Origin of the sequence: Selenomonas sp. FC4001 (assembly GCF_000701565.1) — a bacterium.
GTDB lineage: Bacteria > Bacillota > Negativicutes > Selenomonadales > Selenomonadaceae > Selenomonas_A > Selenomonas_A ruminantium_B.
In genome coordinates, this window is sequence record NZ_JNJF01000006.1 from 78,156 (window position 1) to 102,356 (window position 24,201).

The 24,201-nt window shown below is 37.2% G+C and carries 25 protein-coding genes; all 25 read left to right on the plus strand.

Annotated features, from left to right (window positions below; translation table 11 throughout):
- Positions 1 to 88: 88 nt before the first annotated feature.
- Complete coding sequence (gene pseG, locus T320_RS03165) at positions 89 to 1,129, plus strand: UDP-2,4-diacetamido-2,4,6-trideoxy-beta-L-altropyranose hydrolase (protein ID WP_037353029.1); 1,041 nt, start codon at positions 89 to 91, stop codon at positions 1,127 to 1,129.
- A gap of 52 nt (positions 1,130 to 1,181) precedes the next feature.
- Complete coding sequence (locus T320_RS13840; protein WP_051608569.1) at positions 1,182 to 1,640, plus strand: GNAT family N-acetyltransferase; 459 nt, start codon at positions 1,182 to 1,184, stop codon at positions 1,638 to 1,640.
- Entirely contained in the window at positions 1,637 to 2,314 is a 678-nt protein-coding gene (locus T320_RS03175; protein ID WP_037353030.1) for a formyl transferase, read from the plus strand. Before T320_RS13840 ends, T320_RS03175 begins: the two co-directional genes overlap by 4 nt.
- A 1-nt stretch (position 2,315) precedes the next feature.
- The gene (locus T320_RS03180) at positions 2,316 to 3,008 is read left to right on the plus strand and encodes a PIG-L deacetylase family protein (protein WP_037353031.1); all 693 of its coding nucleotides are present in this window, start codon (positions 2,316 to 2,318) and stop codon (positions 3,006 to 3,008) included.
- A gap of 11 nt (positions 3,009 to 3,019) precedes the next feature.
- Entirely contained in the window at positions 3,020 to 4,039 is a 1,020-nt protein-coding gene (gene pseI / locus T320_RS03185; RefSeq protein ID WP_037353032.1) for a pseudaminic acid synthase, read from the plus strand.
- 28 nt (positions 4,040 to 4,067) lie between these two features.
- Positions 4,068 to 5,000, plus strand: coding sequence for a Gfo/Idh/MocA family protein (locus T320_RS03190; RefSeq protein WP_037353033.1), 933 nt, complete (start codon positions 4,068 to 4,070; stop codon positions 4,998 to 5,000).
- Between the two features lie 15 nt (positions 5,001 to 5,015).
- Positions 5,016 to 5,756: a cytidylyltransferase domain-containing protein gene (locus T320_RS03195; RefSeq protein WP_037353034.1), complete on the plus strand. Its 741-nt coding sequence runs from the start codon at positions 5,016 to 5,018 to the stop codon at positions 5,754 to 5,756.
- Between the two features lie 105 nt (positions 5,757 to 5,861).
- The gene (locus T320_RS03200) at positions 5,862 to 7,139 is read left to right on the plus strand and encodes a DegT/DnrJ/EryC1/StrS family aminotransferase (protein WP_051608570.1); all 1,278 of its coding nucleotides are present in this window, start codon (positions 5,862 to 5,864) and stop codon (positions 7,137 to 7,139) included.
- Positions 7,136 to 8,131: a polysialyltransferase family glycosyltransferase gene (locus T320_RS03205; protein ID WP_037353035.1), complete on the plus strand. Its 996-nt coding sequence runs from the start codon at positions 7,136 to 7,138 to the stop codon at positions 8,129 to 8,131. The genes T320_RS03200 and T320_RS03205 overlap by 4 nt, the downstream gene beginning before the upstream one ends.
- Positions 8,132 to 8,176: 45 nt before the next feature.
- Positions 8,177 to 9,016 carry a methyltransferase domain-containing protein gene (locus T320_RS03210; RefSeq protein ID WP_037353036.1) on the plus strand — a complete coding sequence of 280 codons (840 nt, stop codon included), beginning with the start codon at positions 8,177 to 8,179 and terminating at the stop codon, positions 9,014 to 9,016.
- 410 nt (positions 9,017 to 9,426) lie between these two features.
- Positions 9,427 to 9,552 carry a hypothetical protein gene (locus T320_RS15105; protein ID WP_156032726.1) on the plus strand — a complete coding sequence of 42 codons (126 nt, stop codon included), beginning with the start codon at positions 9,427 to 9,429 and terminating at the stop codon, positions 9,550 to 9,552.
- A gap of 354 nt (positions 9,553 to 9,906) precedes the next feature.
- Positions 9,907 to 11,496 (plus strand): hypothetical protein, encoded by a 1,590-nt coding sequence (locus T320_RS03215; protein WP_037353037.1) that lies wholly within the window; start codon positions 9,907 to 9,909, stop codon positions 11,494 to 11,496.
- Positions 11,497 to 11,656: 160 nt separating this feature from the next.
- Positions 11,657 to 12,928, plus strand: a complete 1,272-nt coding sequence (locus tag T320_RS03220; RefSeq protein WP_037353038.1) for a hypothetical protein — start codon at positions 11,657 to 11,659, stop codon at positions 12,926 to 12,928.
- A 39-nt stretch (positions 12,929 to 12,967) separates the two neighbouring features.
- The gene (locus T320_RS03225; RefSeq protein WP_037353039.1) at positions 12,968 to 13,930 is read left to right on the plus strand and encodes a Gfo/Idh/MocA family oxidoreductase; all 963 of its coding nucleotides are present in this window, start codon (positions 12,968 to 12,970) and stop codon (positions 13,928 to 13,930) included.
- Positions 13,915 to 14,871: a Gfo/Idh/MocA family protein gene (locus tag T320_RS03230; protein ID WP_037353040.1), complete on the plus strand. Its 957-nt coding sequence runs from the start codon at positions 13,915 to 13,917 to the stop codon at positions 14,869 to 14,871. Before T320_RS03225 ends, T320_RS03230 begins: the two co-directional genes overlap by 16 nt.
- Positions 14,872 to 14,913: 42 nt before the next feature.
- Positions 14,914 to 16,122 carry a polysaccharide biosynthesis protein gene (locus tag T320_RS03235; protein ID WP_037353041.1) on the plus strand — a complete coding sequence of 403 codons (1,209 nt, stop codon included), beginning with the start codon at positions 14,914 to 14,916 and terminating at the stop codon, positions 16,120 to 16,122.
- A 96-nt stretch (positions 16,123 to 16,218) separates the two neighbouring features.
- Positions 16,219 to 17,397: a LegC family aminotransferase gene (locus T320_RS03240; RefSeq protein WP_037353042.1), complete on the plus strand. Its 1,179-nt coding sequence runs from the start codon at positions 16,219 to 16,221 to the stop codon at positions 17,395 to 17,397.
- Positions 17,390 to 18,469 (plus strand): nucleotidyltransferase family protein, encoded by a 1,080-nt coding sequence (locus tag T320_RS03245; protein WP_037353043.1) that lies wholly within the window; start codon positions 17,390 to 17,392, stop codon positions 18,467 to 18,469. Before T320_RS03240 ends, T320_RS03245 begins: the two co-directional genes overlap by 8 nt.
- A gap of 1 nt (position 18,470) precedes the next feature.
- Positions 18,471 to 18,644, plus strand: a complete 174-nt coding sequence (locus T320_RS14550) for a PglD-related sugar-binding protein (RefSeq protein WP_156032724.1) — start codon at positions 18,471 to 18,473, stop codon at positions 18,642 to 18,644.
- Positions 18,599 to 19,168 (plus strand): acetyltransferase, encoded by a 570-nt coding sequence (locus T320_RS03250; RefSeq protein WP_072023983.1) that lies wholly within the window; start codon positions 18,599 to 18,601, stop codon positions 19,166 to 19,168. Before T320_RS14550 ends, T320_RS03250 begins: the two co-directional genes overlap by 46 nt.
- Complete coding sequence (locus T320_RS03255) at positions 19,165 to 20,052, plus strand: methionyl-tRNA formyltransferase (protein ID WP_051608572.1); 888 nt, start codon at positions 19,165 to 19,167, stop codon at positions 20,050 to 20,052. Before T320_RS03250 ends, T320_RS03255 begins: the two co-directional genes overlap by 4 nt.
- Positions 20,049 to 21,047, plus strand: a complete 999-nt coding sequence (gene neuB / locus T320_RS03260; protein ID WP_037353045.1) for an N-acetylneuraminate synthase — start codon at positions 20,049 to 20,051, stop codon at positions 21,045 to 21,047. The genes T320_RS03255 and neuB overlap by 4 nt, the downstream gene beginning before the upstream one ends.
- Positions 21,044 to 22,207 (plus strand): UDP-N-acetylglucosamine 2-epimerase, encoded by a 1,164-nt coding sequence (neuC, locus tag T320_RS03265; RefSeq protein ID WP_037353046.1) that lies wholly within the window; start codon positions 21,044 to 21,046, stop codon positions 22,205 to 22,207. The genes neuB and neuC overlap by 4 nt, the downstream gene beginning before the upstream one ends.
- Complete coding sequence (locus tag T320_RS03270) at positions 22,204 to 22,890, plus strand: acylneuraminate cytidylyltransferase family protein (RefSeq protein WP_037353047.1); 687 nt, start codon at positions 22,204 to 22,206, stop codon at positions 22,888 to 22,890. Before neuC ends, T320_RS03270 begins: the two co-directional genes overlap by 4 nt.
- Positions 22,891 to 23,036: 146 nt before the next feature.
- On the plus strand, positions 23,037 to 24,185 hold the full coding sequence (locus T320_RS03275) for a glycosyltransferase WbsX family protein (protein ID WP_037353048.1): 1,149 nt from the start codon (positions 23,037 to 23,039) through the stop codon (positions 24,183 to 24,185).
- Positions 24,186 to 24,201: the final 16 nt, after the last annotated feature.

Consider the following 24,201-nt stretch of genomic DNA (forward strand, 5'->3'; position numbering starts at 1 on the left):
GCAGTCTTTGAAATATCGTTTTTTCAAACATGGAGTATCTTCTTGTTTCGTAAGGAATAGGCGATATTTTTTAGGTGGTTCTAACAAAATGAAAGTTGTAATAAGGGTAGATTCTTCCACATTAATTGGTAGTGGTCATCTTATGCGGTGTATGACCTTAGCTCAGCGTTATGGCAGGGACGGGGATAATGTCATATTTGTTTGCCGGAATTTGAATGGGAATATGGCAGACCTTGTTTGGAAGAATGGCTTTGTATTGAAAATGCTTCCTGCAGTAGAAGGCAAGAATGATTTGACTGGATATGCTAAGTGGCTGACGGTCACACAAGAACAGGATGCAGAGGAAACCGTTGCTATTGTGAAGACATTGGGACAGGTTGACCGGCTGCTTGTTGATAGCTATGCTATTGACGAAATTTGGGAAAATTTACTTCGACCATATGTGGGCGAAATTATTGTCATCGATGATTTGGCTAACCGGCAGCATGACTGTGATATCCTGTTAGACCAGAACTTTTATCTGAACAAGGAATCAAGATATCAGGGACTTGTGCCAGAACACTGTCAACTGATTTTAGGTCCGAAATATGCACTGCTGCGGGAAGAATTTTACCAAATCAGGGAATCCATGCGAGTTCGTGATGGACAATTACGAAATATCCTGGTGTTTTATGGTGGCGTTGATGCCACGGATGAAACGAGCAAAGCGATACAGGCTTTGCAAACCTTACGGGATACAGGCGAATTGCATGATTTGCAGGTTACTGTAGTGGTAGGTGCAAGCAATGAACGAAAAGAGGACATTGCCAGTCGTTGCAAGCAGGCAGGCTTCCGGTATCTTTGTCAGGTCAGCAATATGGCAGAATTGATGGCAGAGGCTGACTTGATGTTAGGAGCTGGAGGGAGTACCACTTGGGAACGTTGTTTCTTAGGGGTTCCGGCGATTGTAACAGCTATTGCGGAGAATCAGGTTCAGATTTGCGAAGATTGTGCTAAGGAAGGGCTGATTTTCTATCTCGGCTATTGGGATAAGGTGCGTCAGGAAGACATTTGCAAAGCGATAAACAAGTTGATGGTACCTTCTCAGTTGTTGCCTATGCAAAGAAAAATGAGTCAGATGATGAGATGACTCATTTGTGGATGAGGATGTTTTTGGTGCGATGTGATAGGAGCTGGATGTTGTGGAAGGTAATGTTTATTTGCGTCGGGCAGATAGAGAAGATGTAGAAGTGTTTTTTAGGTGGGTAAATGAACCTGCTGTCCGAGAAAATTCGTTTAATACAGAACCCATTCCTTGGGAAAGCCATCGAAAGTGGTTTGAGAAGGTATTGGCAGATGATGGCGTGCGAATTTTTGTGCTGATGGCAGGAGATGTCCCTGTAGGGCAGATTCGCTTGACAGCCAAAGAGAAGATGTGGGATATGGATTCTTCTGTAGATGTTCTTTATCGGGGGAAGGGATATGGAAAGAAACTCTTTGAACTTTTAGTTAATGAAGTGCCTATGGGGACAGAACTGGTTGCGGAAGTAAAACGTAACAATATTGCTTCTCAACGTGTTTTAGAAGGATTGAGATTTTCTAAAAAAGAAAATTTGGAAATGAATTGTTATGAGTACTATAAGAAAGTTGGCATGCAATGAGAATCGTAATTGCGTCCAATAAGGAGTGGCATCGTCGTTATGTAGCTGAAATTGAGGCGAGAACCTCAGCTAAAGTGCTTTATTGGGATGATAAGCAGGAACTGACTAAAGAGAAATTACAAAAATTACAGCCAGAGTGGGTATTTTTCCCGCATTGGTCGCATATAATCCCTGCTGATGTATATGAAAATTTTCGTTGTGTGATTTTCCACATGACAGATTTGCCTTTTGGTCGTGGTGGTAGTCCTTTACAAAATCTTATTGCCAGAGGTATTTATGAAACGAAGTTGTCTGCTATAAAGTGTGATAAGGAACTTGACGCAGGTGATGTATATAAGAAGGTTCCGTTATCTTTGTGGGGAACTGCAGAAGAAATTTACTTACGAGCTGCTGAACTTACTAAGGAAATAATAATAGATTTAGTATTGAATCACGTTGAACCTGTTCCACAGAGTGGTAATATAGTTACATTTCAGCGCCGTAAACCAGCGGATGGCAATGTTGAATTATGTGATAATTTGAATCAGATATTTGACTATATTCGTATGTTAGATGCGGATACATATCCAAAGGCTTTTTTGGAAACAGAAAAGTTTAGGCTGGAATTCAGTCGTGCCTCATTGCTAGAAAATGAGGTTTTAGCTGATGTGAGAATTACAGTGAAGGGTGAATAAAATGGCGCATAAAGTTCTGGTTGTAGCTGCTCATCCAGATGATGAGGTGCTTGGATGCGGTGGTACAATACTACGTCATGTAGCAAATGGCGATGAAGTTCATATAATGATTATGGCTGAAGGGCTAACAAGTCGCGATAATCAGCGGGATGTTGGCCTTCGTCAGGGAGAGCTATCCGAATTACATAGAAATGCCCATAAGGTTTCTGAACTTCTTGGAGCGAAAAAATTAACATTATTGGATTTCCCTGATAACCGCATGGATAGTGTAGAGCTTTTGGATGTGGTGAAGCAGATTGAAGCAGAAGTAGATAACTTTTGCCCAGATATTGTATATACTCATCATGCTGGTGACGTTAATATAGATCATCTAATCACTCATAATGCTGTAGTTACGGCTTGTCGCCCGCTACCTGGAAACACAGTTAAGGAATTATATTTCTTTGAAACTTTATCTAGCACAGAGTGGCAAATACCCACTGGTGACAAAATATTTATGCCACAGATGTATGTCAATATTGACAAGCATCTAGATAAAAAGATTAAGGCATTACATCTGTATGAATCAGAAATGAGAAAATATCCTCATTCGCGCTCATATGAAGCGGTAGAGATTTTATCCAAGTTAAGAGGGTTCTCTGTAGGAATAGAATATGCAGAGGCCTTTATGGTGGGGAGAATTATTGTAGGCTAAGGAGACTAGAAATGAAAACTAGCAAACCATTTATAATTGCCGAAATGAGCGGTAATCACAATCAGTCCCTGGATAGGGCGTTGGCTATTGTTGATGCTGCTGCAGGTGCTGGTGTTGATGCGCTAAAGCTACAGACGTATACTGCGGATACCATGACTATTGATAAAAGGGATGGAGAATTTTTTATATCTGATCCTAATAGCCTATGGGAAGGGGAGTCATTATATAATCTTTATAAAAAGGCATATACTCCTTGGGAATGGCATAAGCCAATTTTTGATAGATGCAGAGAAAAAGGGATAATATGCTTTAGTACGCCATTTGATGCTACGGCAGTAGATTTTTTGGAAGAATTAGGAAATCCAATATATAAAATCGCTTCCTTTGAAAATATAGATATTCCGCTTATAAAAAAAGTTGCAGCAACTGGTAAGCCGATTATTGCCTCCACGGGTATGGCCTCTTTGTCTGAGTTGGATGATTTGGTTACTACAGCTAGGGAAAATGGTTGTGATGATCTGACATTGTTGAAATGTACCAGCAGCTACCCTGCTTCACCGATGGGGACCAATATAATGACTATCCCTCATATGAAACAGTTATTTAACTGTAATGTGGGGCTGTCTGATCACACTCTTGGTTTTGGTGCAGCTGTGGCAAGTATTGCTTTGGGAGCTACAGTAATCGAAAAGCACTTTACTTTATCAAGAGCTGATGGTGGCGTAGATAGTGCTTTTTCCGTGGAGCCTGAGGAAATGAAGCTGTTGGTTCGTGAGTGTAACACTGCCTTTGAAGCTCTTGGCGATGTCAGCTATGGAATAACAGAGCAGGAAAAGAAATCTATGCAGTTTAGACGAAGCCTATATATTGTAGAAGATATGAAGGCTGGGGATGTAATTACGGAGAAAAATATGAGGTGTATAAGACCTGGATTGGGATTGGCACCTAAATACTATGATATGTTGCTGGGAAAAGAAGTAAGTTGTGATATAAGAAAAGGAACTGCTGTGGATTGGTCATTTGTTATGTAAAATATTCAGTCAGTGGGGCAGGAACAATATGAAAATAAATACATTGATTATTGGTGCAGGAAATATATCGGCATTTTATGACAGTCCGGATTCGAAGGAAATTTTAACACATGCGCATGCGATAACATTAAATGACCAGTTTAGATTGGCTGGATTTGTTGATGTTGATATCGAAAAAGCCAAAAAAGCTTCTGATGTATGGGGCGGTATGGCATATAAATCTTTTGATGAGGTTCAGGAACAAATTGATTTATTTTGTGTGGCTGTTCCGGATCGATATCACTATCAAGAGACTAAAAAAATAGTGAGTTATAACCCCAAAATGATTATCATCGAAAAACCCATAACAGTAGATATAAACGAGGGGCAAAATCTTATAAATTTGCTTGAAACGAGCAATATATACGCCGAGGTGAATTATTCCAGAAGATTTATAAAGGGATTTTCGTATCTAAAGCAATATATTACTGAATTAGGCAATTTTCTTGGTGGTACGGTTTTTTATGGCAAGGGCTTACTTCACAATGGTTCTCATATGGTTAATATGTTGTTATATTTGTTTGAGAATATGAAAAAATTTTCTGCTTTAGGTAAGGTAAATGATTATTCTAAAGATGATTGCAGTAGGGAAGTAGTTTATGATATTAATGGTAAACATATCATATTTCAACCAGTTGACTCAGGGTATGTTACCACGTTTGAATTTGATTTAAGATTTACTAAAGGCAGAGTGAAATATGATGGTGCAGCAGAAAAAATATATTTTTATAATATAGCTGAATCGGATATTTATCGTGGGGAAAAGAATTATGTACGTAATAAAACACTTGCAATAGCACCTGGTGAAGCTATGAAGAATTTATATTCGCATATGAGTAATCTTATATGTGGAAAAGAAAATATTATTTCGTCTGTTAATGATGCCTATAATACGTTATTGTTATGTAAGTGGAGCGAATAAGGAGATTTGTTATTTATGAAACCAAAAGTTGTAGCAATTATTGAAGCTAGAATGACGTCCACACGACTGCCGGGAAAGGTATTAATGCAAGGCTGTGGAAAACCTTTACTTCAGCATATGATTGAACGATTAAAAAGAAGTAAGCACTTGGATGATGTTATTGTGGCCACAACGGTTAATGACACGGATGATGGTGTGGTGGAATTATGCGAGGAAATTGGCTGCAGTTACTTTCGGGGGAGCGAAGATGATGTTTTATTGCGAGTACTAAATGCTGCCAAGGAATTTTCTGTCGATGTCATTGTTGAGACCACAGGAGATTGTCCGTTTATTGATTGGCGGCATATTGATAAGTTGATTGACATCTATATGACTCAAGATTATGATTTCGTTTCAAATGCAACTGAAAGATCATTTCCGGATGGGTTTGATATACGAATTTTTTCACAAAAGGCATTGCAAGAAGTCAATGATATCTCAAACGACCCATTAGATCATGAGCATGTGGCAATTTATTTCCCGCGACATCCAGACAAGTATAAATGCTTTAATTTAAAGGCAGATGGGGAAGAGGATAGACCTGATTTGGAAGTAACGCTTGACGAGATAGGAGATTATAAATTAATTAAAGCTGTGTTTGATGCATTATATCCAGAGAATGAAGATTTCTCTTGTGTCGATGTAATAAGATATATAGATGCTCATCCCGATTTAATGAAATTAACAAAAGGTATTAAGCGTAAAGGAATTAGTTGATACAATCTGAGCGTTAAATTAGATTCGTATGGATAAATACACAAAAAAGTTTAAATGTTGAAAATATTTATCGTTTTATACTATTGACTATTTGGGAGGTAATTAATGATGTCTGAACTTGCAATATTAGGAGGAACTCCTGTAAGAGAGAGAGAAATACCTTGGGTTCCAACCACGGGCGTAGAAGAAATCAATGCTGTTAGAGATGTAATGGAGGATGGTCATTTATCGGCTTTTTTGGCTAACAGAGGAGAAGGATTTTTAGGTGGCCCACGAGTCAGAGAAATGGAGGCAGCTTTTTGTAAACGATTTAAAGCAAAAAACGCCATTGCAGTAAATTCTGCTACCACAGCATTACAGATAGCAGTAGCAGCTTGCGGAATTGGTCCTGGGGATGAGGTATTGGTATCTCCGTATACAATGGTAGCATCTGCCAGTGCCATATTATTGAATGGGGCGATACCTATATTTGTAGATATAGATGAATACACTTATACAATGGACCCAAAACAGATTGAAAAATGGATTACTCCTCGTACGAAGGCAATATTGACAGTCAATATTTTTGGCTTGCCTAGTAATTTGCCCAAAATTAAAGAGATAGCAAAGAAACATAATCTTTACGTTATTGAAGATAATGCACAGGCTCCCGGTGCAACTATAGATGGAATGGAAGCTGGAACAATAGCTGATGTTGGCGTGTTTAGCTTGAATTATCATAAGGTGATTCAGTGTGGAGAGGGAGGTGTTCTCCTTACCAATGACGATAAGTTGGCATACAGATGCCAGTTGGTAAGAAATCATGGCGAAATAATTTTGGACGAAGAGGGGGATAAGGAGACATGTATTATTGGCAGCAACTATCGAATCAGTGAGTTACACGCTGTCATTGGAACGGAACAATTAAAGAAATTGGATAATTTTCTGATAAAGCGTAGAGAATTAGCGCAACAGGTTACGGACGGCCTTAAAAGATTTGAAGGCTTGCAAGGTGTCACTGTGCCAAAAGGGTACACACATTCATATTATGTATATCCTATTCAGTATGATGATGAGATATGGGGCATAAGCAGAGAACAATTTGCATCCGCCATGAAAGCGGAAGGATTTGAATTAGGTGAAGGTTATATGAAGCCAATTTATCTCATCAATATGTATAAGCACAGACACCTATATAATACAGGAAATACCTATCCATTTGATTTGGTAGATACCGCAACGCAGAAATACGAATTGGGACTTTGTCCAGTGACGGAGAAAATGCATTTTGAGAAATTATTGATTGCAGATGTGTGTCGTTTACCGTATGAACCAGAAAATGTTGACGAATTTTTGTATGCTATCGAAAAGGTATGGAAAAATAGGGGATTGCTAACAAAATGAAAAAGATAGTTTTGATTTGTCATGATCCTGGCGGTTATGATGTAATACATCCTGTGTATGAAAAATTAAAAACTTCAAATGAAATTTGTTGCTTTTTTCCGGTAGGGCCCAGTAAGAAAATGGCAGGCGAAGGTTTGGAATGCTCAGAACTTTTACTGAAAATCAAAACCATGATTGTTAGTGATGAATTGGGAATGCTGGTCACAGGAACAAGCTGGGGAAATGATATCGAAGTTAAATGCATTGACTTATGTAATTCTAATGGGATACCTACAGTAGCTGTTTTGGATTATTGGTCTAATTACAAAATGAGGTTTTGTTATCAGGAATGTGAAAAGTATATTTTTCCAACAAAGTACTTTGTAATGGACGAAATAGCCTATAGGGAAGCAGTTGAAGATGGTATAGATGCGAACATTCTGGAGATTACAGGCAGTCCGGGGCTTGATAAATACATCGCCATTTCAAAGGCAAAAAGAGCATCTGACACAAAGAAAAATGGTGATATACTGTTTTTATCGGATCCTGTATCAGATCTATATGGCACGAGCTTAGGTTATACTGAGGAATCCGTTTTTTTAGATATATTAGATGTATGTAATGATTTGGGAAGAAAAGTAAATATAAAATTTCACCCCAAAGATAATGAATATATGCGAAAAAAGTATTCTTCTTATGAAGTTGCAGGTAATCTTGACGATGTAGTTCCAAAATTTGACTTGGCGATAGGGATGTCGACCATGGCACTATTGCACTCGTATTTTTGGGGTGTACCAATAATTTCCTATCAACCTGGACTAGTAGGAAAAGATATGTGTATAACCAATATATTGGGGATAACCAAGCGTATTGATTCTAAAGAAGAATTAAAAGAATTATTGGCGGGAAACGTGAGTAGTGTTGGTGAAGAAAACAGAAAACCACTGATTTGGGAAGATGGAAAATCCACAGACAGGGTTTGTGAACGACTGACTTCGTTACTTAAAAGCTAATCAAAAAACAAAATATTTTGTTGTATTATAAATGGAGAGGAAAGTATGTATAACATATCATTAGATGAGTTACCAAAGTATACTCCGTGGGTTAATAGGCTTTTATTTGAGGATATACATTACTCCAAAAATCCATATGAAATATCAAGAGAATACAATGAAGAGAAATGGCATGATGTTAAGAAGTATCTTATGGAAAACTCCCAGAGTACGCTTGAAGAAATCATAAGTCTCGGGGGGGGGGATACTGCTGGATACATAGCTTCTCAAGGTGGGTTTTGTGTAGGAAGTATGATTGAATTCTATGAAAAACAGATTGAAAAGTATGTGGATTTCATAGGAAAATATTGGGTTGAGGATAGTCCCTTGATTGAATTGGGGGCTGGTTATGGTTCAATGCTTCTGAAGCTGGCAAAGCACTTTAATCCATGTGGTGTTTATGGTTTGGAGTACACTGACAATGGAGTTTGGGCACTCAGTGAATTTGCCAAAAGATGCAATATTGATATCCACATGGGAAAATGTGATTTTTTTGAATTAAGTAAAGAAATACAGCTTCCAGCTAATGGCGTTATATTTACATCGTATTCTTTGATGTATGTGCCAGAATTGTCATCTGGTTTTCTGGATTATATTCTAGAAATGAAACCAAGAGTTTGTATCAATATAGAACCTTGCTATGAATATTATTCTACATCATCGCTGCATGGAGCATTATGTAAAAAATATGTAGAAGTGAATGACTATAATCGTAATCTCGTTGAAATACTTAATTCAGGTGAAAAAGATGGCCGTATTGAAATTTTAGAAGTTGAAAAAAACAGTTTTGGAGAGAATGCATTGTCTCCTGCGTCTTTTATTGCTTGGAAATCGAATATAGATTAGGATTAGTACGTTATTTGTAAAATGGATAGAAGCTGTGATGGATGTACGAATATTGTGGGTAAGGGCGATTCTTCAAATGTAATAAGAAATGGATATCTTATTTGGGGGAACATTGGGACAACGATAGCGTAAAGAAGGACATGGTGTAGTTTTTATCTGCTGTGAATTGGATAATATAGGGGTGTTTAGAAGAAAGAACAAGAGTTTGGGTGCTATGTGCTTCCGATTACATAGAAAGCTAATGTTTTACATGGGGCTGTTAACCAAGTAGCTATCCTACTTCAACGAAGGGGGCTAAGATAATACCTATACTTCACATGAGGCATTTATTTAATTTTGATGTGGGGTTGTATGACCATGCTATTGTTTTTAGCGAAGCTGTATCCAGTATAGAGTTGTAAGCAACCGTAATCGAAAAGAACTTTATCTTATCCCGTGCTGATGGTGGCGTGGACAGTGCCTTTTCTTTGGAAATGGAAGAACTGAACTTGGAGGTTCGTGAATGTAATACACCTTTGAATCTTTGGGTGAGGTAAGCTATAGTCACAATAATCGGTCAGGAAAAGAAATCTTTGCAAATTAGAAACAGCAATTATATTTTAGGGGATATGAAGGCTAGAGAGATAATCATGGAGAAAAAGTGCGATTCATTAGAACGGGATTGGGTTTAGCACCAAAGTATTATGAAATGTTGTTGAGAAAACAAGTTATTAGTGACATTAAAAGGTAGAATAGCATTTGAGTGGACATATATTTGATTACTAAGTTTATATTGGAGAAAGTGCTTTAGTTATTCTTTTATGTATATGACATATATAAAAAATGGTGGAGTACTTGTCGTATTTTTTTATTGTGTGTTATTAAGTGAAGATTATACGAGGTGGCTTGCTATGAATATACTAATTAGTAGTGTAACATCTAATTATAGTGACGAGTGGATTAGTCGATTATTATCAAAATTGGATATTAATGAATGTATAGCTGTTTTTGCTAATGGTGATATATCAGAGAAAGGAGTTGTTGCTTCACGGTTTGCAACGATGAAATTGAATAGAGAAAAATTGAAAAAAGGTGACTATAACCATGTGAAGGAGATAATGACGGAAGCTCCACCGGTAGATGAGGCGTTACTTGATTCTGTGGCAAAATATGAAAAACAGCTTTTTTGTATGATGGAACGTACTCAAACTGTTGAATATAACCATAGATGGTGGATTTATATTCAACATTTGCGTTTTTGGAGTTACGTTTTAGACCGTTATAATATAGATGTTTTTTTTACACCTTGTACTACTCATGAATCCTATGATTATGTTATTTATATATTATGTAAGGTAAAGGGAATAAGGATAGTTACGGGTTTTCCAGCGGCATACTATAATCGAATTTATGTTTTTAATGATATATATGATCAGTTACCAGATTTTGAAAAAAATTATACGAAGTTGTTAAAGCGATATGAAAATAGTGATATTAAAAATATTATTCTTAAACCCCATATTGATGAAATGTTTAATTTTTATACTGGTAAAGGAGACCGTACACCATTCTACATGAAGCCTTCTGAACCGATTTTTAACTCAAATATTGAAAAATATTTGTATAAAAATTATAGTTTAATTAGAAAACTTATAAAAATTAAGCACAGAGATACAAGTTTGCCTTGTACGAGATATATATGGAGATTGTTTTATAGGGTATATTTTACAATCCATGCTGTATTAAAGCTCTTTAGTTTTTCGATAGATACATATAAATGGTTTGAAGAAAGATTATATGGGACGAAGGTTTTCCACGAAGATGATATTGCATTAGATTATTATCAAAATAATACGGTAGCTGTTGATTACAAAAAAAAGTATGTATATGTTGCATTACATATGCAACCAGAAAATACATCATCCCCTTTAGGAGGAATTTTTGTTGATCAGGCGTTGATGATTGAGATGTTATCCTATCATCTTCCGCAAGGTTGGATATTATATGTTAAAGAGCACCCAAGTCAAGTGGAAGAAAGCTTTAGACTGGCAACGTCATATCGTGCATTGCGTTTTTATGAACGAATTAAAGCTTGTCCAAATGTTGAGTTCGTACCATTACAAGAAAATACATATGATTTAATAAGTAATGCAAAAGCTGTAGCAACACTAACAGGTACAGCAGGTTTAGAAGCAATAACGCAAGGGATACCTTGTTTTATGTTTGGATATAGTTATGTTCAATATGCGCCTAATGTTTTTCATATAAAAAATAATGAAGATTGTAAAAAAGCTTTTGAAACGATTGGTAATGATTGTATTGACAAAGACTACTACAAAAAAATGAAAATATATTTTAAGACACTGGAGAAGTACATTTTTGAAGGGACAACAGAATATTATTTGCTCACAGTAGAAGAACAGCCGAAAGCACAAGATGCTTTGGTAAGTCATTTTAGAGAGCTAATAATATCACGAGATATTGATGATGACCAACTATAAATGGTTATTATTGTGAAGGCACTGCATAATTTAAAACCGGAAGTTAATTATTATTGAAGTAGGGATTAAGATAAGATATTATATTATACGTACAATATTTGATTGTTATGTATATACACTAATATTGTTCAGTTGTTCGTTCAGGGGGAATGAGATAGTAATGAGAATAATATATTTATTTGAAAGAAGATTACCTTATACAGGTGATGGTATAAAATTTGGCTACGATATAATGATGAGCCATGGATGGCAGATTGAAGTTTGGTGTTTAATTGGGATGAATCCTGATATTAATATAAAAAAAGTTTCAAAAAATATCAGGTTAGATGAGGCAGATTATGTTAAATATATTAATACTCAAGAAGAGTTTATTGATCACGTGGAACATTTAGACTATACAAAGACATTTTTTTTATGCTACCCATATGAAGGGTACAGTAAAACTAGTTATTTCATTCGTAAAGAACTACATAAACGTAGATTGCAATTTGCTAATATAACCTATTCACCAGGCATGTCGTATGCACTTTTAAAAAAGCTTCCGTTTAGTTTTATCCTAAGTGTAAGGCAGTTTATACGTCGTTATTTTTTGGGTTCATTTTACTTTTTTTTTAAGTGGCTAAAAAGTAGATTCACTGATTCTGTTAGTAAAAATAATCTAGTTGATTGTTGGTACCGTATAATTGGACCGTTGTTATATCCTTCATATTGTAATTTTGTCACCACGGAATTAGCCTATTATTCTATGCCTCAACCATTTAGTAAATGGTTAGAGAATAATATATTAGTACATACAATAACCTATTCGGAATATCTAAGAGAAGATAATATTTCGAGGTATAATAATAGCAAGAAATATATAGTATTTTTAGATCAAGGGCTGATTAATAGAGATGAGATTTTTTTAGCTACAGGCTATGAGCTCCCAATAAAGGATTCAAAAGCTTATGTATCAGATTTATGTAATTTATTTTCAAAGTTAGAGCAAAAATATGGATGTCCGGTAGTGGTTGCTGCGCATCCTAAATCGTCGTATGAAAATGGGATGTTTGGTAATAGAGAAATAATTTTAGGAAAGACCCCAGAGTTAATTAGAAATGCAGAGTTGGTGATTAATCAATATAGTGCGGCGTTTTTTTTAGCGATACTGTATAAAAAAAATTTTATTGATATTTATACTAAAGAAATGTGGTTGACTCCGAGAAAATCATATAAAGACTGTTATAACTCATTTAAACTTCTCAAATGTAAATTATTGGATATATCTGATAGAGAAGCGGTAAACAATTTTGAGGATTATATTTTTAGATACAATGAAGAGACGTATAAAAAAATAGAAAATATTGCTATTATTGACAACAATTCCAAATATAGAGATAAGGATTTTTACGAATATGTATATGATTTTATAAAAAAAAATGAGGTTACTTAAAAAACAAAATCATTTTCGGGGAGATTAGAGGGGGAACTAATGGTGTATCAAATCGCTATAATAGGTGTAGGCGCTTTAGGAAAACGTCACTTGCAATCAATCGTAAATTCAAAGTTAGAAATGGTTATTTACTGCTACGATATTAATAAGCATGTATTAGACAGCTTTGAGTGGGAAAATAAGTACAACAATAAAACACTCATTATGATTACCTCGTTTGAGGAGTTGCCGAAGGTGGTAGATTTTGCCATTTTTGCCATGACTGCTAATGGGCGGCGGGAAATGTTTGACAGACTTATTGAACACTGCACGGTTAAGAAAATTTTATTCGAAAAAGTGCTCTTCCAGAAGGTTGAAGATTATGAGTATGTTGGCCGTAAGCTAAAGGAACTTAGCATAAAGGCTTGGGTGAATTGTGCCAGACGACAAATGGAATGTTATCAGGAACTAAAGAAAGAACTGGAGTATGCTAAGGAGATGCGAGTTACTATATCTGGCGGTGAGTGGGGCTTGGCATGCAATACCATTCATCAAATAGATTTGATAGAATTCTTATCTGGCAGTTCGGAAACCAAAGTTGATTCCATTGAGCTCCTTCCTATAATTACAGATAGCAAGAGGGCTGGTTTCAAGGAAGTGTATGGCAACATATCGGGACATAGCGGCAAGTGTTCATTTTTTTCTGTTACCTGTATGAAGGATACTAATGTCCCAATCGTGGTTACAATTTCTACTGATGTCGGTCAGTATATTATTTTTGAAAGCAAACAAAAGATGATGTGCATGGTAAAGAATGGCGAATATGACCTTATAGAAAAAGATTTTGTTATGCCATATCAGAGCCAGATGACACAATTTGTAATGGAAGATATTTTATTGACTGGAGAGTCACGTCTTACCGAGTATGATGTATCAAGCAGACTTCATTTGGAATTTATTGAGCCACTTATAAAATTTTTTAATAAAAATGGATGGGAGAATAATTCATGTCCAATAACTTAAAAAAAGTCTTAGTTGTAGGTGCAGGTGTGATAGCAGCAGAGTATTGTAAGGTCCTCCATGCTATGGGGATAGAGCCCGATGTAGTGGGGAGAAATGAAGACAAGGCAAAGAAGTTTGGTGAGGAACATTCTGTCACGGCGATTGGTGGAGGTATTGATGCCTATTTATCTACCAACGACAAAAAGTATGACTATGCCATCGTTGCCACGGATATTTTGAATCTATGTGCCAATACCTGTTCTCTGCTTGAGTATGGCATAAAAAAAATTTTCACGGAAAAACCGGCTGGCATGAACAAGGCAGAGATTGAACAGATATGTAGCTATGCAGAAAAAAATGATGCCAAAGTCTATGTGGCATATAACAGAAGATTTTATGCTTCCACTGCCAAAGCTTTGGAAGTAATCCATGAAGATGGTGGAATAAAATCCTTCAATTTTGAATTTACCGAATGGAGTCATGTCATCGAGCCATTGCCTACTCCAGCTGATGTAAAAGAAGAGTGGTTTTTGGCTAATTCAACACATGTAGTCGATTTGGCTTTTTTCTTGGGGGGCGAGCCAGAAAAAATGGCTAGTTTTATAACTGGCGAATTAAACTGGCACAAGAGCGGTTGCGTTTATGCTGGCGCAGGGGTGACCAGAGATAAGGCACTTTTTAGCTATCAGGCTAATTGGGCCGCTCCTGGCCGTTGGGCAATTGAAATATTAACTAGTAAACATAGATTGTATTTTAAGCCCATGGAGCAATTGTCCATTCAGGAGCTGGGGGCTGTTGCTGTAAATCCAATTGAAATTGACGATAAGTTAGATTTGGAATACAAACCAGGATTTTATAAGGAAGTCGAGTCTTTTATAAATGAAATTGACGATGGCAAGAAAAAGACAATTCAGGACCAGTTGAGATATATGGATTATTTCGAAAAAATTGAGGGTAAGTAAAGATATTTTTCTATTTTCTTCATGTATGGTGATTAGTGTAAAATGTTTAGTTTAGATGATTTCATAAACAAATACGTTACCAAGCGGGAACAAAGTATGTTCCTTGAGGATATCGAAGCAAATAAAGAGCAGTTAAGTAAAAAAATAGCTGAAAAAAACGTTTTAGTTATTGGTGGGGCTGGATCTATTGGCTCGTCCTTTATCAAAGCGATACTGCCATTTAAGCCAGCCTCTCTTGTTGTGGTGGACACAAATGAAAATGGCTTGGCAGAGTTGACACGTGATTTACGGTCCACCAAGGGGATGTATGTACCGGAGGATTATGTTCCGTACCCTATGAATTTTGCCTCGCCTGTTTTTGAAAAAATGTTCAGGAACCGTGGGGGCTTTGATATTGTAGCCAATTTTTCAGCCCATAAGCATGTGCGCTCTGAAAAGGATATTTATTCTGTGGAAGCTCTTTTGCAGAATAATGTTTTGCAGGCTAAGAAGCTCTTGGATTTATTGGAAGTAATTACCCCGGAGGTGTATTTCTGTGTGTCTACAGATAAGGCTGCCAATCCAGTGAATATAATGGGGGCCAGCAAGCGGATAATGGAGGACGTTATCTTTGCGTATTCCGATAAGTTCCCTGTAAAGACTGCACGTTTTGCCAATGTGGCCTTTTCCAATGGCTCATTACCAGCTGGATTTATTGCCAGATTGCATAAGCTTCAGCCTATAAGTGCCCCGTCTGATGTAAAGCGTTATTTCGTTTCCCCGGAGGAAAGCGGGCAGATTTGTATGCTTTCCTGTATGCTGGGAAATAATCGGGAAATATTCTTCCCACGTCTAGAAGAAGCTCATATGATGACATTTGATAAAATAGCCACGGCATTCTTAGAAGAGCATGGCTATGAAGTACTGGAGTGTGCTAGTGATGAAGAGGCTATTGACAAGGCTGTAGAGTTGAAAAATGGCAGCAAGCGATACCCAGTTCACTATTCTGGCTCCAATACCTCTGGTGAAAAGGCTTATGAGGAGTTCTATACCAATACTGAAAAGGTGGATTTGAATCGTTTGAAATCTTTGGGTGTGGTGACTGGTAAGGATATACCAGATAAAGCAAAAATTGAAGCTTTGTTTGATAAACTAACAGCTGTATTTGAGAAGGATAGTACTACCAAGGAAGAGGTAGTGGCTATTATGGCTGAGTATTTACCTAATTTTGAGCATATTGAGACTGGAAAGTCACTGGACAGCAAAATGTAAGACATCATCAGCCTTTTAGGGGATTAACCTCATCCGTCAGCCTAGCGGCTGCCATCTTCCCCAGAGGGGAAGGCAAAAAACGAAGGAGATGTAAATGTGAGCAGATTTGTACCTTTATCTATACCAAATTTTGAAGGTAATGAAAGAAAATATGTAGATGATGCCATAGATCAGGGATGGGTTTCCACTGGCGGTGCATATATTACCAAGCTGGAGGAAAAACTTGCAGATTTTTTACATACGGATAATGTAGCGGCTTGTCAGAGCGGTACAGCTGCCCTGCATCTTTCTATGGTGGAAGCTGAAGTAAAGCCTGGTGATGTGGTGCTTGTTCCTCCTCTAACCTTTATTGCTGCGGTAAATCCTGTAAAATATCAATTTGCCATTCCTGTATTTATCGACTGTGATGACAGTTTTTGTATGGATCCGGTGAAATTACAGGCATTTTGTGAAAATGAGTGTCGCTTTGATGGTTCTCAGCTCCGTTATAACAATCAGGTTATTAAAGCAATAGTTGTGGTTCACGTCTTTGGCAATATGGCTAATATGGTTGCTATTATGGATATTGCCAAGATGTATAATCTCAAAGTAATTGAAGACGCCACTGAGGCCTTGGGCAGTAAATACACTGCTGGGCCACTTGTTGGAAAATATGCTGGTACTATCGGTGATTTTGGCTGTTATTCCTTTAATGGAAATAAGATTATCACCACTGGTGGTGGTGGCGCTGTTACTGCTAACGACACAAAGGTTGTGGACCATATCAGGTATTTGTCTACCCAGGCGAAGGATGATGTTCATTATTATATCCATAATGAAGTGGGCTATAATTTCCGCATGACAAATCTCCAGGCAGCCTTGGGAGTGGCCCAGATGGAGGAATTGCCAGAGTTTATTCGTCGTAAGCAGACCAATTATCAGCTTTATTGTGAACTGTTCGAAGGCTTTGAACTGGGCAAGATGATAGGCTTCCGCGAGGATATTTATTCCAATATGTGGTTCTATTCCTTGGAAATCAATCGTGATAAGGTTAAAGCCACCATGCGAGAAATAATCACTGCATTGGAGAAGTGCGGGGTTCAGACCCGTGCCATTTGGGGACTGATCAATGAGCAGGTGCCATATAAGAATGAAGTCACTTATAAGCTGGAAAAGGCGCCATATTATGCGGAGAGAATTTTAAATCTGCCTTCAAGTACCCAGATAACCAATGACGAAATAGAGTTCGTGGCTGAGCAGGTAAAGAAAGTGTTAGGTGAGTTTGCTCATGAATAAGGAGCGAATACAGGAATTTGTAACTGAATTACCTTTGACTGTGGTTGAAGCAATGGCAAAAATTGAGGGACATGCTGCTGAAGCTGGACTGATATTTATTGTAGATGAAGCTTCAAGACTGGTTGGTTGTATCACTGATGGAGATATTCGTCGCTGGATTTTAAAAGGCGGTAAATTAACGGCTCCAGCCGAGCAGGCCATGCATAAAAATCCCATTTATTTGACTGAAAATGAGAAGACCAATGCCAAGGCTTTGATGTTGGAAAAGATTATTACAGCTGTTCCTATTACAAATGGTGACAATAGAGTAATCGATATTGTTTTGTCACGTGAAGTAAGCATAATTAAAAATCGTAAAAAAAGTCTCAAAGGAGTTCCAGTTGTTATTATGGCTGGCGGTAAAGGTACTCGCCTTTACCCTTACACCAAAATTTTGCCTAAACCTTTGATTCCTATTGGTGATACCCCTATTGTAGAGCGGATTATTGACTGCTATGTGGAATATGGTATTGATGAATATTACATGACGGTTAATTATAAAAAGGGGATGCTGAGGTCTTATTTCAATGATTTGGCACCTAATTATAATGTAAAATTTGTCGAGGAAGATAAGCCTTTAGGGACTGGCGGCAGTATTAAGCTGATTGATGACAAGTTTGATAAGCCGTTGTTTGTTACAAATTGTGATGCACTGATTCGGGCCGATTATGCCGATATATATAATCATCACATCAAGTGTGGAAATGATATTACCATGGTGTCTGCCTTGAAGAATATCAATATTCCTTATGGTGTCGTTAACTCAGGTGAAAATGGAGAGCTTATTTCCATAGAAGAAAAGCCTACATTGTCCTATTTTATTAATACTGGTATGTACATTATTAATCCTGAAACCATTGACTTAATACCAGATGGTACAATGTTTCACATGACTCATTTGGTGGAAAAGGTTATGAAAAATGGTGGCAAGGTGGGCACCTATCCAATAAGCGAAGACTCATTCTTGGATATGGGGGAGTTTGAGGAAATGAAGCGTATGGAGCAGAAATTGAATATAATTTCTGAGAAATGATATGGAAGATATTGTACTGGTTGGTTTTGGTGGTCACGCCAAAAGTGTGGCTGACTGTATTGAACGGGAAGGAAAATACCATATAGCTGGTTATACTGATGTAAAGCTTCAAGTGATTGGTACCGATATTTGGGAACTGATGATGCGCTTGAAGCTATTTTTGCTGGAGGTATAACCAATGCTGTTGTTGGTATTGGCTATATGGGAAAGGGGACTATACGCCAACAGCTTTATAGAAAGTTGAAGGATATTGGTTTCAATTTACCTATCATAATCGACCCGTCGGCTGTAGTGTCTAGTAGTGCAGTCATTGATGAAGGTACTTTTATCGGCAAATGTGCAGTAATAAATGCTGATGCCAGTATTTGCAAGATGGCTATTATCAATACGAAGGCATTGATTGAGCATGAGTGCATTGTTGGTGACTTTACACATGTGGCTGTTGGAGCAGTATTGTGTGGCCAGGTGCAGGTTGGCGAAGCGGCGTTTGTTGGAGCAAATGCTACGGTGATACAAGGAGTATCAGTTGGTAAGAGTGCAATTATAGGAGCCAATTGCACTGTGTTGCGTGATTTGGAGGGCAATATGAAATATTATGGAGTTAAAAATCCGCGGGGGGGATTAATATTCTCCTTGAGTGTACCTGTGGGTATATGCCATACCTTGTTGGCTAGATATGAAAGCCGGGGGGTGGCATGATGAAAATAGGCTATTTTGGTGATGGACCATGGGCACACGAGGCATTTTACAAACTTATAGCAGATGAAACAATTGAAATTAAATTCGTTACGGTTAGATTTGATAATAGGGATCATAAATTAATTGCGCTTGCTGAGAAATACAGTATTCCTGTAGAGTTAAGTGAAAATATTAATTCGGATGAATTCTTAAATAGAATTGATAAATATGCGGTTGATTTGTTTGTTTCCATGTCTTTTAATCAGATATTTAAGGCTAGAACTATAAATTATCCACCGCAGAAAACTATTAACTGTCATGCAGGTAAATTACCATATTATCGCGGCAGAAATATTCTTAATTGGGCATTAATTAATGATGAAAAGGAATTTGGAATTACTGTACATTATGTCGATGAAGGAATTGATACTGGTGACATAATCCTACAGAAGTCATATCCTATAACAGATGAAGATAATTATGAAACATTGTTGCATAGAGCATATTCTGGCTGTGCAGATACTTTATACGAAGCAATAAAGCAAATACAAAATGGTTCAGTGAAGTGTATACAACAAGCTTCGATTGACCTTATTGGCATGTATTGTGGGATGAGAGGTCCAGGAGATGAAATAATAAATTGGAACTCTACAAGCCGGGAATTATTTAATTTTGTCAGGGCAATTTGTAAGCCAGGGCCAATGGCGACCTCTATGTTGAATGGGATTAAAATAAAGATAAATAAGGTCAGGGAAATTAAAGGTGCCAGAAAATATATTGGTAAGCCAGGACAAATTCTTGGTAAAAGTGAACATGGTTTTTATGTGAAGACAGAAGATACTTTTATAGAAGTATTGGAATACGAATACGATGGTAAAATTCGAGTTGGAGATAGAATTGTATGAGTAAGATATTGATTATCGCCGAAGCTGGGGTTAACCACAATGGCGAAATATCCACTGCAAAAAAAATGGTTGATGTGGCAAAAAAAGCTGGTGTTGACTATATAAAATTTCAGACCTTTGTACCGGAGAAGTTAGTTTCCCGCTATGCTGAAAAGGCTGAGTATCAGAAGAAGACGACAGATGCAGCTGAGTCCCAGTTGGATATGCTGAGAAAGCTGTCATTATCTGAGAATGAATTTGTATCTTTAAGAGAATACTGTGAAGAGGTCGGTATTGGCTTCATATCAACTCCATTTGATTTGGAAAGTATCGATTTTCTGGAAAGACTGAATATGGATTTTTGGAAGATTCCATCTGGTGAGATTACCAATTTGCCCTATCTTGAAAAAATAGCTAAAACTAAGCGAAAGGTTATTCTTTCCACGGGTATGAGTGATATTCAGGAAATAAAAGATGCGGTAAAGGTTTTGGAGGACAACGGGACAATGGAAATAGTTCTGCTTCACTGTAATACTCAGTATCCCACTCCCTATGAAGATGTAAATTTATCCGCTATGCGTACTATTGCCAAAGAAACGGGTAAAGAAGTTGGGTATTCTGATCACACTAAAGGAATAGAGGTTCCTATCGCTGCTGTGGCCATGGGGGCAACTGTTATTGAGAAGCACTTTACCTTGGATAAAACTATGGAGGGGCCTGATCATAGGGCCAGCCTTGAACCAGATGAGCTTTCACAGATGGTAAGGTCTATTCGACATACAGAAAAAGCTATAGGGAATGGTGTAAAGGAACCTACAGCTTCTGAAATTAGTAATAAGGATATTGCAAGAAAAAGCATTGTGACGTCTTGTAAAATTGCCAAGGGTGAGTTTTTTTCTGAGAATAATATAACCACAAAACGCCCTGGAAATGGTATTTCTCCTATGAAATGGCATGAGGTGCTTGGCAAAATTGCCCCAAGGAATTTTGATGAAGATGAGTTGATTGAGCTATGAAAAAGATCGCTGTAGTTACAGCCACAAGGGCAGAATATGGACTTTTGTCGCCAGTCATAAAGGAATTGCGTGAATTTGAAAGCGAAAATTTTAAGGTTGAATTAATTGTTACTGGAACTCATCTTAGTGAACAGTATGGGATGACTGTCAGTGAAATAGATGACCAGATAGACCATAAAATACCCATATCAGTACAATCAGCCTCTGGGGCTGATATTTCTGCTAATCAGGCAGATGCTTTAGTTAAGTTTACTGATTTATTTTTGTCAGAAAAATATGATGGCGTTGTTTTGCTGGGAGATCGTTATGAAATGCTCGCAATAGCTATTGCGGCGGGTAATACCCATACCCCAATATTCCATTTATGTGGTGGTGATACCACAGAGGGAGCCTTGGATGAATGGATTAGGCACTCCATAACCAAAATTAGTTATCTTCATTTCGTTACCAATGAAGAAAGCCGTAAAAGGGTCATACAACTGGGTGAAGCCCCTGACCGTGTGTTTAATTATGGTTCCACCAGCATAGATAATATTATGCATGTTGCTGATATGACAAAAGGAGAAGCATTACAAAGTATCGGTTTGAGTGATTGTGGATATGCTCTTTGTACTTATCATCCTGTTACAATGGAAAATGGCAGTGTCGATGAGCAGATAGAGTCCTTTCTTGCAGCTATTAAAGCGTTTCCGTCCTTAATTTTTATTGTGACAAAATCCAATGCTGATCAGGGCGGCGCAAGGATAAATGAATTGTTGGATGAAGCTGAAAAGGAAATCGCTAATCTCTATGTATATACCTCTCTTGGGGTGAGGCGATATCTTTCACTAATGAAATATGCCGAGTTTGTTTTGGGCAATTCCTCCAGTGGGATAATAGAAACCCCGGCATTTCATGTGCCTACGGTAAATATTGGCGATCGGCAGCGAGGACGTTTACAGTCAGAGAGTGTAATAAACTGTGGTGAAGATACTGATAGTATTGTAAAGGCAATCGAAAGAGCGATGATCAAAGATTTTAAAGAGATATGCAATAAAGTTGTCAGTCCATATGGTGATGGCCATGCTGCAGAAAAAATCGCCAAGAAGATTCATATGATCGTTAGTGAAGATAAGATTGATTTGAAAAAAGTTTTCTTTGATATTGAGGTAATTTCATGAAAAATATAGCAATTATTCCTGCTCGTAGCGGTTCTAAGGGGTTAAAGGACAAGAATATAAAACTTATGAATGGTAAACCGTTACTCTCTTACAGTATTACAGCTGCAAAGGAATCTGGTGTGTTCGATGAAATAATGGTTAGTACTGATTCCAAGAAATACGCTGACATAGCTGTACAATACGGGGTAAATGTGCCATTTTTACGTTCAGCAGAAAATAGTTCTGATACCGCTGGCAGTTGGGATATGGTATTGGAAGTTCTGAATAATTACAAAGAGGTGGGACGGAATTTTGATACGGTATGTTTGCTCCAGCCTACTTCTCCGTTGAGAATCGCTAATGATATATCTGATGCATACAAAGATTTTTATGAGCATGATGTAGATGCATTGACCTCGGTATGCGAAGTAGATCATTCCCCGCTTTGGACAATGACACTTGGCGATGATAGGTTGCTAACTGAGTTTAGGCAGAAAAATACTGCTGCCCCGCGCCAAAAGCTAGACACGTATTATCGGTTAAACGGTGCCATATTTATTCGCAAGGTGGAATATCATAGTGGTGGTGCGAGCCTAAAAGATGATAGAGAAATAGCATTTATCATGGATAAGAGAAGAAGTATTGATATTGATGATGCGCTTGATTTTGCTATTGGAGAGTATTTGATGAGTGCCTTGGTATAATCATCATTTTTTTATGCATCCCATAAGTCAAAAATATATTAGTAGTTTTATTTAATAAGTGTTTAGTGGAAAAATGTTGTAAGATTTATGTTGTGGGATGTTATAAGCAGACAAACATCGTTTTTAATGTTTTAAAAGGATAATTCATGCAAACAAAAATATTAGCCTTATACCTTCCTCAATACCATGAGATACCAGAGAATAATGAGTGGTGGGGGAAAGGGTTTACCGAGTGGACAAATGTAAAAAAAGCAAAACCTGTATTTGAATGGCAAACGCAGCCTAAAAAGCCACTCAACGGTAATTATTATAATTTATTGGATAAAGAAACTGTACAATGGCAGACTAATTTGGCCAATAAATACGGAGTATATGGGTTTTGTTATTTTCATTATTATTTCAATGGAAGGAAAATATTAGAAAAGCCCGCAGAGAATCTTTTGCAATGGAAAGATATAAAACAAAATTTCTGTTTCTTTTGGGCAAATGAATCTTGGTGCAGAACCTGGTCAAATGCTATGAACAGCACTGGCACATCTTGGGCAGTAGAACAGGAAGCTTTGGGTATAAAACATGGTACGAGAATGCTTCTTGAACAAACTTATGGTGAGGAAAAAGATTGGAAGAAGCATTTTTATTATTTATTGGACTTTTTCAAGGATAATAGGTATATTAAAAAGGATAACAAACCACTATTTTTTGTGTATCAGATTAATAATATTACATGTGCAAAAGAAATGTTTGCTCTTTGGAATGATATGGCACAAGAGCATGGATTTGCCGGTATTCATTTAATATCTGTGAATGAAGAGCCTCAAGATATACCAGAAGTTGAAGCCATCGCTCATTATGGGTTTCACAAGGCTTCTCGTAGTAAGTTGGTTACAGGGATCGGCAACAAGATAATTAATCGAATTAAGCGAAATATAGGCAATAAGCTTAATATTGATAAATATAGAAAAGATGTCTGGGACTACGAAACAATGTGGAAAAATGTAATAGAGGTAAAGCCGTATGGTAATTTACCTAATTATCCCGGTGCTTTTGTAAATTATGATGACACTCCCAGACGAGGTGCCGACGGCACAGTAATGAAAAATATTTCTCCTGAAATATTTAAAAAATACATGGAAATACAGTTAAAACGTACTAAAACAATATTTCAGTCTGAGTATTTGCTGCTGGATGCTTGGAATGAATGGGGAGAGGGAAATTATCTCGAACCGGATGAAGAGTGGAGATATGAGTTTTTGGAGGCACTTAAGCAGGTAGTGGATGGGAATAGGGATATTTGATAAATGAGGTCTATTT